This window comes from Streptomyces sp. ADMS, from assembly GCF_033441795.1.
GTDB lineage: Bacteria > Actinomycetota > Actinomycetes > Streptomycetales > Streptomycetaceae > Streptomyces.
In genome coordinates, this window is sequence record NZ_JAVFVX010000014.1 from 1 (window position 1) to 13,571 (window position 13,571).

Sequence of the window (13,571 nt, forward strand, 5' to 3'; positions counted from 1 at the left end):
ATGGTACTGCAGGGGGGACCCTGTGGGAGAGTAGGACACCGCCGAACAAATATTGAAAGGGTTGGATCCTGAACTTCGGTTCGGGGTCCAACCCTTTTTTGTTGTGCGTCACTTGACGTTCACGTCTCGCGCCCAACATCCAGGGCATGGGTACTGCTGCATTGCTCAGGGCCGCCGGCGTCGGAGTCGGTGATGAGGTCGTCGTCCCGGCCTTCGGGAACGTGGAAGTCGCCGAAGCCGTGCTTCTGGCCGGTGGGCTGCCGGTGTTCGCCGACATAGATCCGGTGACGTACTGCCTTGCCGCGTCAGCTGTCGAGGCGGCCACAACTCCGCGGACAGCGGCCGTCGTTGCCGTACACCGATTTGGGCGGCCGGCCGACATGGGGCGACTGCTCGAGGTCGGACAGCGACGCGGGCTTCTGGTGTTGCAGCACGGGGAGTCGGAGTCGCCGTACGACGAGGTCGCTCAGCGGCGGCAGCGTGCGGCGTTTCTCGACCTGAAGTTGCGGGGTGTGCGGACGCCCGATGACGGGGACGGTCACACCTACCAGCAGTATGTCGTGCGGGTGCCCGGCAACGGGCGGCCGGATCGGGACGCCTTCGCTCGGGCCTTGCGTGCCAGGGGTGTTGACTGCCGGGTGCCGGTGAAGGCACCGGTGCACCGCATGCCCGCCTTCCGGTGCTGTGTCTCGCTGCCCGAGACCGAGTTGGCCGTCGACGAGACGCTGGCGCTGCCGGTGGACGCCTCGTTGACCAAGCGGGACATGCAGCGGATCGTCTCCGTGTGCAATTCGCTCGGAGGGTTGTTGCAGCCCGCGTTCTGATTGCGCGGGCGTAGTTGGGAGCACGGGGCTGTTGGGGGTATGATCTCTTTCGTTGCCGCGAGGGAAACCTCGAAAAGTAACTGGCCCCCCTAGCTCAGTCGGCAGAGCGTCTCCATGGTAAGGAGAAGGTCAACGGTTCGATTCCGTTGGGGGGCTCCACGCAGAAGGCCCCGCCCAGTTGGGCGGGGCCTTTTTTCATGCCCGTCGTCAGTTCATCAGTCCTTCTGCAGGCCCGGCACACGCATCGCCAGGATTGCCATGTCGTCGGACGGGGCATCGGAGGCGAAGCGTTCGACGGCGCGCATGATACGGGCCGCCACCGCCCCGGCCGTCAGGCCGGTACACGTCCTCAGGACATCCGTCAGGCCGTCGTCGCCCAGCATGCGGGTGCCCTCGCGGCGTTCCGTGACGCCGTCCGTGACGCAGAGGAGGACGTCGCCGGGGTCGAGCGTGATCGTCTGCTCGTACAGCTCCAGGTCCTCCAGGACGCCCAGGAGGGGCTGGGGCTCCGCTGCCGGTTCGACTGTGCCGTCCTGGCGCAGGCGGAGCGGGAGGGGGTGGCCGGCGCACACCACCTTCAGTACGGCACTGCCGTCCTCCTGCGGCCACAACTCGCCGTACAGGAGGGTCAGGAAGCGGCTGCGGGCGCCCTCGTCGAGGATCGCCGAGTTGAGGCGCTCCAGTACCGCCGGGCCGCCGAAGCCCTCTCTCGCCAGAAGGCGGAGGGCGTGGCGGGCCAGGCCCGTTACCGCCGCGGCCTCCGGGCCCGTACCGCAGACGTCGCCGATGGCGAAGCCGTAGGCGCCGTCGCGGATGGGGAAGAGGTCGTAGAAATCGCCGCCGACCTCATTGCCCTCGCCGGCCGCGCGGTAGATGACCTCTACCTCAACGCCCTCGATCTCCGGCAACTCCGGAGGCAGGAGGCTGCGTTGCAGGGACTGGCTGATGGCGCTGCGTTCCGAGTAGAGGCGGGCGTTGTCCAGGGCAAGAGCGGCCCGGCGGCTCAAGTCCTCGGCCAGTTCCAGGATCTCCTGGCGGAAGTGCTCGTCCGTCGGCTTGCCGAGGGTGAGCATGCCGATCACGCGATTGCGGGCAACCAGGGGGAGGACGACCGTCTCGCCGCCGACTGCTGCCGCCGTGGCGAGAGTTGTGCCGATGCCCGAGCTGATCGAGGTGGGTGCGTTGAGGCCCAGGCTGCGCATGGAGGTGCGCAGGGCAGCCTGGTGGGCCGCTTCGGCGGGGGCCGACCAGACGCGGGCGCCTGGGGTGGGCACCGGGTCCGGCGTGGCGATCTTCGACAGGAGGGCCTTGAGGCCGTCGATGAGGTCCTCGTCCTCGTGCAGAACGTACGAGAGGTACGGGTCCGAGGCCTGGTCGGCGATCGTGTAGACCGCGCACCAGGTCGCCAGCGTCGGGACCGTCATCTGGGCCATGAGGGCGAGGGTCTGGTCGCGGTCGAGCGTTCCCGCGAGGAGGTCGGAGGCCTCGACCAGGAAGCTCAGCGAGCCTCGGCGAAGGCGTTCCAGTTCACCCAGGCGGGCCGACTCCACCGCCAGTGCGATGCGGTCGGCGGCGAACTGGAGGCGCAGGGCCTCTTCGTTCGTGTAGCGGCCGGGGGACTCGGCCGCTACACCCAGGGAGCCGGTGAGGCGGCCTTCCACCTTCAAGGGGACGGTGACGACGGAGCGCATGCCCGTGCCGCTCAGGAGAGGGACGGCTCCGGGGACGGCCGAGAGGTCGTCGTGGACGGCCGGCATACGGGCCGAGCCGTAGCGGCCGGGGCCTGCCTCGACCGGGACGCGGGCAAAGCGCTGGCGGGCGGAGGGCAGGCCTGTCGAGGCCCGTACCTCCAACTCCGTTTCGTCGTCCGTGGCCAGGAGCAGGAAGGCGGAGTCGGCGTCGAGCATGTCGCGGGCGCGTTCCACCGTGCGCTGGAGCAGACCGTCGAGGTCGTCCGGGGCCGGGGAGCCGATGAACACCTCGAAGGGATCGGTGTTCGGGCCCTCGGAGCTCGACGACGTGTCGGACGAACTGCCGCGCAAGGGGGTCTGAAGGACCGCCCGTTCATGGTCGCGGACGAGGAGGCAGACCGTCGAGGGCTCGCCGTCCGTGTCGCGGACCCGGAGATGGGAGGCGTACACCGGGGTGACGCGGCCGTTGGCGCCCCTTATGCCGTAGCTGCCTTCCCAGCGGGAGAGTTGGAGGGCCTCGACGACACCGGTGCTGGTGCCCGGCGTGTGCGGCCAGGCGGCGAGGTCGGTGAGGGGTTTGCCGATGACCGACTCGGGCGCGTAGCCGAAGAGTTCGTCTGCGTCCTCGTTCCACGCCGCGATGGCTCCGGCGCGGTCGATCTGGATGACCGCGACCCGGACGCGACCGTCGGCCAGCGGGAGGAGGGCGGCAGGGAGGGAAGGACCCGCGGAGCGGGTGCCCACCGCCCTTTCGGGAAGGTCGAGTTGGAACCAGACCTGCTTCTGGGTGGGCGTGTACTCGACCCCCCAGCGGCCGGCCAGTGCCGCGCACAACTGGAGGCCGCGGCCGCCCTCCCGGTCGGGACTGCCCATGTTGGCGGGCGAGCCCTGGAGGGGGATCTCGCGCTCCGGGTAGAGGTCGGCCACCTCGATGCGTACGCCGTCGTCACTGCGTAGACACAGGACGTCCGCGGAGGTGCCCGCGTGGATCACGGCGTTGGTGACCAGTTCGCTCGTGAGGACCACGGCATCGTCGACGATGTCCGCGAAGCCCCAGCCCTGCAGGGTGTCGCGGACGAAGGAACGGGCGGTCGCTACCGATCGTCCGACGGGGTCGAAGGTGGCGGCCGCGCGCGCGGTGATCACAGAACTCCTTGTCCGATTGTCGGCATGCAGTGTGCCGGGGCCGACCCGCTCCTGCCGGGGCAGGGTGTGGTTCCCCGTCGGCCGGGGATCCTGGGGTGCTTCCCCGGGATGCAGTCCGGTGGTCATGGTGCGGTGCCCCTCCGATGCCTGCCCGCTCGTGGTCGTGCCACCGCCCAGACCGGACGGACCGGTGTGGCTGGACAGCCGTATGCAAGGTTACTTACCTTCGCGGTCCATGCGGATGCAGGTCTGCAGTGTTTACGTCCCCAGAGTGTGCGGACGGTGTGCGAAGCTGCCGAACTGTTATGGCCGGGTTCGGACGGGGTGAAACACTGGGCAGGCTCCAGAAGAAGTTCTACGCACGGCTGGCAGTATCCGGGTACGCCCGAGTGATGACAGAGCACGCAGAGCAGAAACGGTCGACCCCTGCGGGAGGGACACAGTGGAGTCTGGCGCAGCGACGCGGGGCACTAAGACGCGCGCGAAAGGCGGACAATCCCTGAGTAACCGGCGCAAACCGCGCAATGGAACGACCGAGGTGGATACGGCATCCCTGGACAGGTTGCTGTCGGCCCTTGAGTCGATGCGTGACGGCAACTTCCGGAAGCGGCTCACGGTGGCCGGCGACGGCGTCATGTCGGAGATCGCGGCGGTCTTCAATGAGGTGGCCGACCGTAATCTCCACTTGACAGGTGAATTGTCGCGCGTGCGGCGCATGGTGGGGCGCGAGGGGAAGCTGACCGAGCGGCTGGAGGCGGGTGCCAGTGAGGGCTCGTGGGCTGCGGCCATCGATGCCTCGAACGCGCTCGTCGACGATCTCGTACGCCCGGTCTCCGAGGTCGGCCGGGTGCTGAGCGCGGTCGCGGAGGGTGATCTGTCGCCCCGGATGGAACTGCGGACGCAGGCTGCGGACGGCAACGGGCATCCGCTGCGCGGGGAGTTCCTGAAGGTCGGGCGCACGGTCAACAATCTCGTCGACCAGTTGTCGACGTTCACCGACGAGGTCACGCGTGTGGCCAGCGAGGTCGGTACGGAGGGCAAGCTGGGTGGTCAGGCCCAGGTGCGCGGTATGTCTGGTTCGTGGCGGGATCTCACGGACTCGGTCAACACCATGGCGTACCGGCTGACGGCGCAGGTGCGGGATATCGCGCTGGTGACGACGGCCGTCGCCAAGGGTGATCTGTCCCGGAAGGTCACGGTTCATGTGGCCGGCGAGATGCTCGAGCTGAAGAACACCGTCAACACGATGGTCGATCAGCTGTCGTCCTTCTCCTCCGAGGTGACGCGAGTCGCGCGCGAGGTGGGTACGGAGGGTGAGCTCGGCGGGCAGGCGCAGGTGCCGGGTGTGGCGGGAGTGTGGAAGGATCTCACCGATTCGGTGAATCTTATGGCCGGTAACCTGACGGCCCAGGTGCGCGGGATCGCGCAGGTGACGACGGCGGTCGCGAACGGCGATCTGTCACAGAAGGTGACGGTGTCGGCGCGCGGCGAGGTCGCTCAGCTCGCCGAGACGATCAACCAGATGACGGAGACGCTGCGGACGTTCGCGGACGAGGTCACCCGGGTCGCCAACGAGGTCGGTGGCGAGGGGCGGCTCGGCGGGCAGGCGAATGTGCCGGGTGCGGCGGGTACGTGGAAGGACCTGACGGACTCCGTCAACACGGTCTTCCGGAATCTCACCACGCAGGTGCGGGACATCGCCGCCGTGACGACCGCTGTGGCCAGCGGTGACCTGTCGCAGAAGGTCAGTGTCGAGGTCGCCGGCGAGATGCTGGAGCTGAAGAACACCGTCAACGGGATGGTCGACCAGCTGTCCGCGTTCGGTGCCGAGGTCACGCGGGTCGCGCGGGAGATCGGTGTCGAGGGCGAGCTGGGCGGGCAGGCCCAGGTGCCGGGTGCGGCGGGCACGTGGAAGGACCTGACGGACTCCGTCAACACGGCGTTCAGGAACCTCACCGGACAGGTGAGGAACATCGCCCAGGTGACGACAGCGGTGGCCAACGGCGACCTGTCCCAGAAGGTCACCGTCGATGTCTCCGGTGAGATGCTCCAGCTGAAGAACACCGTGAACACGATGGTGGACCAGCTGTCGAGCTTCGCCGACCAGGTGACGCGGATGGCCCGCGACGTGGGTACGGAGGGTCGCCTGGGCGGTCAGGCGCGTGTGGACGGCGTGTCCGGTACGTGGAAGGAACTCACCGACTCCGTCAACTTCATGGGTGGCAATCTCACCTCCCAGGTGCGGCAGATCGCCCAGGTGACGACGGCTGTGGCCCGGGGTGACCTGTCCCAGAAGATCGATGTCGACGCGCGCGGTGAGATCCTCGAGTTGAAGAACACGATCAACACCATGGTTGACCAACTCTCGGCCTTTGCCGACCAGGTGACCCGGGTCGCCCGTGACGTGGGTACCGAGGGCCGGCTCGGCGGGCAGGCGCAGGTGCCCGGGGTCGCCGGTGTGTGGCGCGACCTCACCGACTCCGTGAACGGCATGGCCGGCAACCTCACCGCCCAGGTGCGCAACATCGCCCAGGTGGCGACCGCGGTGGCCCGGGGTGACCTGTCCCAGAAGATCACCGTGGATGCTCGCGGCGAGATCCTGGAGCTCAAGAACACCCTGAACACGATGGTCGACCAGCTGTCGTCGTTCGCCCAGGAGGTCACGCGTGTGGCCCGTGAGGTGGGTACGGAGGGCATGCTCGGCGGTCAGGCCGAGGTGCAGGGTGTCTCCGGTACCTGGAAGGACCTCACGCAGTCCGTGAACTTCATGGCGAACAACCTGACCATCCAGGTGCGCAACATCGCCGAGGTGACGACCGCCGTCGCCAAGGGTGATCTGTCTAAGAAGATCACTGTTGACGCGAAGGGCGAGATCCTGGAACTCGTCACGACGGTCAACACCATGGTTGATCAGCTGTCGTCGTTCGCCGAGCAGGTGACCCGGGTGGCCCGTGAGGTGGGTACGGAGGGCATCCTCGGCGGTCAGGCCCACGCGTCGGGTGTCACGGGCATCTGGAAGGACCTCACCGACAACGTCAACCTGATGGCCAACAACCTGACCGTGCAGGTGCGGAACATCTCCCAGGTCGCGGCGGCCGTCGCCAACGGCGACCTGACGCGGACGGTGACGATCGAGGCGCGTGGCGAGGTCGCGCAACTCGCCGACACCTTCAACACCATGGTGAAGACGCTGAGTTCGTTCGCCGACCAGGTCACCAAGGTGGCCCGTGAGGTGGGTACGGACGGCATCCTGGGCGGGCAGGCGCGGGTGCCGGGTGTGGCCGGTACGTGGAAGGACCTCACCGAGTCGGTGAACGGGATGGCGTCCAACCTGACCGGTCAGGTGCGCAACATCGCGATGGTGACGACAGCCATCGCCAAGGGTGACCTGACGAAGAAGATCGACATTGACGCTCGCGGCGAGATCCTTGAACTCAAGACGACGATCAACACCATGGTTGATCAGCTGTCGTCCTTCGCCGAGGAGGTCACCCGAGTCGCCCGAGAGGTGGGTACGGAAGGCCAGCTCGGCGGTCAGGCGCGCGTGCGGGACGTCGACGGCACCTGGCGCGACCTCACCGAGTCGGTGAACGAGATGGCCGGGAACCTGACCCGGCAGGTGCGTGCCATCGCTCGCGTGGCGACCGCGGTGACCCGCGGTGACCTCAACCTGAAGATCGACGTGGACGCTTCCGGCGAGATCCAGGAACTTCAGGACTACATCAACAAGATGATTGCCAACCTGCGCGACACCACGATCGCCAACAAGGAACAGGACTGGCTCAAGGGCAACCTCGCCCGTATCTCGGCCCTGATGCAGGGCCGCCGGGACCTCGACGACGTGGCCTCGCTGATCATGAGCGAGCTGACACCGGTGGTCACCGCCCAGCACGGCGCGTTCTTCCTGGCGATGCAGACGGTCGACGGCAAGGACCCGGGAAGCGTGCCGGAGGACGCGTACGAACTGCGCATGCTCGGCTCGTACGGATACTCCATGGGCTCCATGCCGACCTCTTTCCGGCCGGGTGAGGCGCTGGTCGGTACCGCCGCCGAGGAGAAGCGCACGATCCTTGTGGAGAACGCGCCGAGCGGTTATCTGAAGATCTCCTCCGGGCTGGGCGAGGCGCCGCCCGCGCAGGTGATCGTGCTGCCGCTGCTGTTCGAGGGCAAGGTGCTGGGTGTCATCGAACTGGCGTCGTTCACGCCGTTCACGCAGATTCAGAAGGACTTCCTCAACCAGATCGCCGAAATGATCGCGACCAGCGTCAACACCATCTCCGTCAACACCAAGACGGAGGTGCTGCTGAAGCAGTCGCAGGAGCTGACCGAACAGTTGAGGGAGCGCTCGGCCGAGCTGGAGAACCGGCAGAAGGCGCTTCAGTCGTCCAATGCGGAGCTGGAGGAGAAGGCCGAACTGCTGGCCCAGCAGAACCGTGACATCGAGGTCAAGAACACGGAGATCGAGGAGGCGCGGCAGGTCCTGGAGGAGCGCGCCGAACAACTCGCCGTGTCGATGCGCTACAAGAGCGAGTTCCTCGCCAACATGTCGCACGAGCTGCGTACGCCGCTCAACTCGCTGCTGATCCTGGCCAAGCTGCTCGCCGACAACGCGGACACCAACCTCACCCCCAAGCAGGTCGAGTTCGCCGAGACGATCCACGGGGCGGGTTCGGACCTGCTCCAGCTGATCAACGACATCCTCGACCTGTCGAAGGTCGAGGCGGGCAAGATGGACGTCTCCCCGACGCGCATCGCGCTCGTGCAGCTCGTCGACTACGTGGAGGCCACGTTCCGTCCGCTGACCGCGGAGAAGCGTCTCGACTTCTCCGTACGGGTCTCGCCCGACCTGCCCGCCACGCTGCACACGGACGAGCAGCGGCTGCTCCAGGTGTTGCGCAATCTGCTGTCCAACGCGGTGAAGTTCACCGACACGGGAGCGGTCGAGCTGGTGATCCGGTCGGCCGGCGCGGAGGTCCCGGTGGCCATCCGGGAGCAGTTGCTGGAGGCGGGCTCGCTGCGGGACGCGGACGCCGACATGATCGCGTTCTCGGTGACCGACACCGGAATCGGTATCGCGGCCAGCAAGATGCGGGTGATTTTCGAGGCGTTCAAGCAGGCGGACGGCACGACCAGCCGCAAGTACGGCGGCACGGGGCTGGGGCTGTCCATCTCGCGGGAGATCGCGCGGCTGCTCGGCGGTGAGATCCACGCGCAGAGCGAGCCCGGCCGGGGCTCGACGTTCACGTTGTATTTGCCGCTGCACCCGAGTGAACTGCCCCCGCAGGGCTATGCGCAGCTGGCGCCTTCCCTGGAGGTCGGCGAACTGCTGTCCTCCGATGCGGAGCGGGCCGGGACGGACGTCGAGACGCCGGCCGAGGTGAAGTCGTACCACGAGGCACAGAACGGGCCCGCCGCGCTGTTCAGGCGGCGCCGCAGGGCCGTGTCGGTGACTGAGCTGAACGCGTCCTCCAGGGCGAACGGCCAATGGGCGGCGGCCGCGGAGCAGGAGTCGGTACACCAGCCGCGTCGGGGTATCCAGTTCGACGGCGAGAAGGTGCTGATCGTCGACGACGACATCCGCAACGTTTTCGCGCTGACGAGCGTCCTGGAGCAGCACGGCCTGTCGGTGCTGTACGCCGAGAACGGCCGGGAAGGCATCGAAGTCCTGGAACAGCATGACGATGTGACAGTCGTACTGATGGACATCATGATGCCCGAGATGGACGGCTACGCGACGACCACGGCGATCCGTAGGATGCCGCAGTTCGCCGGACTCCCGATCATCGCGCTGACCGCCAAGGCGATGAAGGGCGACCGGGAGAAGGCGATCGAGTCGGGGGCCTCGGACTATGTGACCAAGCCCGTTGACCCCGATCACCTGTTGACGGTGATGGAGCAGTGGATGCGTGAGGGGTGACGGTTGAGCTGGGGGTTTCCGTCGTGCGGACTAGAACCTCCGGTGTTCACGCGGAGTTGCTGACTCAGTGTGGCCGAAGCCGTGTAGAAGTACGGGATTCGGGGAACCTTCTGGTCTCCCGCTACGTTTCTGCTACGTGCACAGTGACATCGCGGTGACAGGGTGTGGCGACGGGCGGGGTGCGGCTACCATGACCGGCACGAGGACGGGCGGCGTAAGGGAGCCGTCCCCTGGGACGGCGCCCGGTGGTGCTGCCCCAAGTCCTGAGGACAGGGGAGGCCCCAAGCCGGGGCGAGGAGGGCGGGCCATGGTGCAGAAGGCCAAGATCCTCCTGGTCGATGACCGGCCGGAGAATCTGCTGGCGCTGGAGGCCATTCTCTCTGCGTTGGATCAGACACTGGTGCGGGCATCGTCCGGGGAGGAAGCGCTCAAGGCACTTCTGACGGACGACTTCGCGGTCATTCTGCTGGACGTGCAGATGCCGGGCATGGACGGCTTCGAAACGGCCGCGCACATCAAGAGGCGGGAGCGGACCCGGGACATCCCGATCATCTTCCTCACCGCGATCAACCACGGTCCGCACCACACCTTCCGGGGGTACGCGGCGGGTGCGGTGGACTACATCTCCAAGCCGTTCGACCCGTGGGTGCTGCGCGCGAAGGTCTCGGTGTTCGTCGAGTTGTACATGAAGAACTGCCAACTCCGGGAGCAGGCAGCCCTGTTGCGGCTTCAGCTGGAGGGCGGCGGTGGCAGGGCGGCGGTCGGTTCGGCCAAGGAGCCGGCGGGTCTGCTCGCCGAACTGTCCGCGCGGCTCGCGGCGGTCGAGGAGCAGGCCGAGGCGCTGTCCAAACAGCTCGACGACGAGTCGGCGGACGCGGCCGCGGTGGCCACCGCAGCCCATCTCGAACGCAAACTGACCGGCCTGCGCCGGGCTCTGGACGCGCTCGAACCGGGCACCGGGAGCGGGGCACCTTCGGTGCCGTCGCCGAACTGATCCGCGCATCGGTCAGCTCTTCCGGCACAGGACTCACCCGCGCATCGAGCGTAGTTGCGCGTGAGCACGCGTCAGTTTCGTGCTCACGCAAGGGCGACACGAACGGGTGAAGCACTGAGCACACGTGTCCGTTGTCGCCTCCACCGGTAACCTCACACACATGGCCTCACGTCCTTCCGCAGCCAAGAAGCCGCCCGCGAAGAAGGCAGCCGCGCCCGCGAAGGCTCCGGCGAGGAAGGCCGCGGCGAAAAAAGCCCCAGCCAAGAAGGCGCCTGCCAGGAAGGCCGCGGCGAAGAAGGCCGCGCCCCCACCGGCACCCAGCCCCACCGGGGGCGTCTACCGTCTCGTACGCGCCCTGTGGCTCGGTATCGCACACGCCGTCGGTGCCGTGTTCCGCGGCATAGGGCAGGGCGCGAGGAACCTCGACCCGGCACACCGGAAGGACGGCTTGGCACTGCTGCTGCTCGCCCTCGCGCTGATCGTCGCCGCGGGTACCTGGTCCAACCTGCGCGGCCCCGTCGGTGACCTGGTCGAGATGCTGGTCACCGGCGCGTTCGGCCGCCTCGACCTGCTCGTGCCAATACTGCTGGCGGTCATCGCCGTCCGGTTCATCAGGCACCCGGAGAAGCCCGAGGCGAACGGGCGGATCGTCATCGGTCTGTCCGCGCTCGTCATCGGTGTGCTCGGCCAGGTCCACATCGCGTGCGGCGCCCCTGCGCGCAGCGACGGCATGCAGGCCATAAGGGACGCCGGCGGGCTCATCGGCTGGGGAGCGGCGACCCCGCTGACGCACACCATGGGCGAGGTCCTCGCCGTACCGCTGCTGGTGCTGCTCACCGTCTTCGGACTGCTCGTCGTCACCGCGACGCCCGTCAACGCGATTCCGCAGCGGCTGCGGCAGCTCGGGATCCGGCTCGGTATCCTGGGAGACCCCGAGGAGGACGGGCTCTCCCAGGACGACGAGCGGTACGACGACCAGTGGCGCGAGTCGATGCCCACTCGCGCCCGCGGGCGCGGGTCCGCCCCTGAGGAGTACGACCCGGACGGTGCCGAGCAGGAGGCGCTCACCAAGCGCCGGAGCCGCCCCAGGCGATCCGCGGTACGCCAGCCCGACCCCGGGCGGCCGATGGACGCCGTGGACGTCGCCGCGGCCGCCGCTGCCGCGCTCGACGGGGCTGTCCTGCACGGCATGCCGCCCTCGCCGATCGTCGCCGACCTCACCCAGGGGGTGAGTACGGGCGGCGACCGCGAGGAGACGACCCCGACGCGCACTCCCGTCCCGGGGGCACGTCCCAAGCAGGAGAAGCTCAAGGCGGAACCGGTCAAGACCGGGGTTCCCGACCTCACGAAGGCGCCGCCGGAGGCGATGCGCGACCTGCCGCCGCGTGCCGAGCAGCTCCAGCTCTCCGGGGACATCACGTACGCGCTGCCTTCCCTCGACCTGCTGGAGCGCGGCGGCCCCGGCAAGACCCGCAGCGCGGCGAACGACGCGGTGGTCGCCTCCCTCTCCAACGTCTTCATGGAGTTCAAGGTCGACGCCGCGGTCACCGGCTTCACCCGCGGTCCGACGGTCACGCGGTACGAGGTCGAACTGGGCCCCGCGGTCAAGGTCGAGCGGATCACCGCCCTCACCAAGAACATCGCCTACGCCGTCGCCAGCCCCGATGTGCGGATCATCAGTCCGATCCCCGGCAAGTCGGCGGTCGGCATCGAGATCCCCAACACCGACCGGGAGATGGTCAATCTGGGGGATGTGCTCCGGCTGGCCGACGCGGCGGAGGACGACCACCCGATGCTGGTGGCGCTCGGCAAGGATGTCGAGGGCGGCTATGTGATGGCCAACCTCGCGAAGATGCCGCACCTGCTCGTCGCGGGTGCGACCGGTTCGGGCAAATCGTCCTGTATCAACTGTCTGATCACGTCGGTCATGGTCCGGGCGACCCCTGAGGACGTCCGCATGGTCCTCGTCGACCCCAAGCGTGTCGAGCTGACCGCGTACGAGGGCATCCCGCACCTGATCACGCCGATCATCACCAACCCGAAGCGGGCCGCGGAGGCGCTCCAGTGGGTCGTACGGGAAATGGATCTGCGGTACGACGACCTGGCCGCGTTCGGATTCCGGCACATCGACGACTTCAACGAGGCCATCAGGAACGGCAAGGTCAAACTACCCGAAGGCAGTGAGCGCGAGCTCCAGCCGTACCCGTATCTGCTGGTGATCGTCGACGAGCTGGCCGACCTGATGATGGTGGCCCCCAGGGACGTCGAGGACGCGATCGTGCGCATCACGCAGCTCGCGCGCGCGGCCGGCATCCACCTGGTCCTCGCCACGCAGCGGCCGTCCGTCGACGTGGTGACCGGGCTGATCAAGGCGAACGTGCCGTCGAGGCTTGCCTTCGCCACCTCCTCCCTGGCCGACTCGCGCGTCATTCTGGACCAGCCCGGCGCCGAGAAGCTGATCGGCAAGGGCGACGGACTGTTCCTTCCGATGGGCGCCAACAAGCCCACCCGTATGCAGGGTGCCTTCGTGACCGAGGACGAGGTCGCGGCGATCGTCCAGCACTGCAAGGACCAGATGGCGCCGGTCTTCCGGGACGACGTCACCGTGGGCACCAAGCAGAAGAAGGAGATCGACGAGGAGATCGGCGACGATCTCGAACTGCTGTGCGCGGCGGCCGAACTGGTCGTCAGCAGCCAGTTCGGGTCCACGTCGATGCTCCAGCGCAAGCTGCGGGTCGGGTTCGCCAAGGCGGGACGGCTGATGGACCTCATGGAGACGCGGGGGATCGTCGGGCCGACCGAGGGGTCCAAGGCGCGTGACGTTCTTGTGAAGGCTGACGGGCTGGACGAGATGCTCGCGGTGATTCGTGGGGAGACTGACTCCTAGGGAGTCGTCCGGTGTGCGGGGGTCCGTGTGTGCGGCAACCGGGTGGTCGATCGTGACTCACTCGTAAGGGATCATTGAGCAACCGTTTCCCTTCGGCGTACGTCAAGTTGAG

At 67.7% G+C, this 13,571-nt stretch carries 5 protein-coding genes and 1 tRNA gene; 5 read left to right on the forward strand and 1 reads right to left on the reverse strand.

What is annotated here, in order from left to right; genetic code table 11:
* Positions 1-161: 161 nt before the first annotated feature.
* Both RB628_RS09045 and RB628_RS09050 read left to right on the forward strand, forming a co-directional pair.
* On the forward strand, positions 162-824 hold the full coding sequence (locus tag RB628_RS09045) for a DegT/DnrJ/EryC1/StrS family aminotransferase (RefSeq protein ID WP_318319879.1): 663 nt from the start codon (positions 162-164) through the stop codon (positions 822-824).
* Positions 825-907: 83 nt separating this feature from the next.
* A tRNA-Thr gene (locus tag RB628_RS09050) sits at positions 908-983 on the forward strand.
* A gap of 56 nt (positions 984-1,039) precedes the next feature.
* Here the strand turns inward: RB628_RS09050 and RB628_RS09055 are convergent.
* Positions 1,040-3,787, reverse strand: a complete 2,748-nt coding sequence (locus tag RB628_RS09055) for a SpoIIE family protein phosphatase (protein ID WP_318319796.1) — start codon at positions 3,785-3,787, stop codon at positions 1,040-1,042.
* Positions 3,788-4,103: 316 nt separating this feature from the next.
* Here RB628_RS09055 and RB628_RS09060 point away from each other — a divergent pair, with 316 nt between their 5' ends.
* The 3 genes from RB628_RS09060 to RB628_RS09070 all read left to right on the forward strand — a co-directional run bounded on the left by RB628_RS09060 (position 4,104) and on the right by RB628_RS09070 (position 13,459).
* Positions 4,104-9,578: a HAMP domain-containing protein gene (locus RB628_RS09060; RefSeq protein WP_318319797.1), complete on the forward strand. Its 5,475-nt coding sequence runs from the start codon at positions 4,104-4,106 to the stop codon at positions 9,576-9,578.
* A gap of 307 nt (positions 9,579-9,885) precedes the next feature.
* On the forward strand, positions 9,886-10,572 hold the full coding sequence (locus RB628_RS09065; RefSeq protein ID WP_318319798.1) for a two-component system response regulator: 687 nt from the start codon (positions 9,886-9,888) through the stop codon (positions 10,570-10,572).
* A 160-nt stretch (positions 10,573-10,732) separates the two neighbouring features.
* The gene (locus RB628_RS09070; protein WP_318319799.1) at positions 10,733-13,459 is read left to right on the forward strand and encodes a DNA translocase FtsK; all 2,727 of its coding nucleotides are present in this window, start codon (positions 10,733-10,735) and stop codon (positions 13,457-13,459) included.
* Positions 13,460-13,571: the final 112 nt, after the last annotated feature.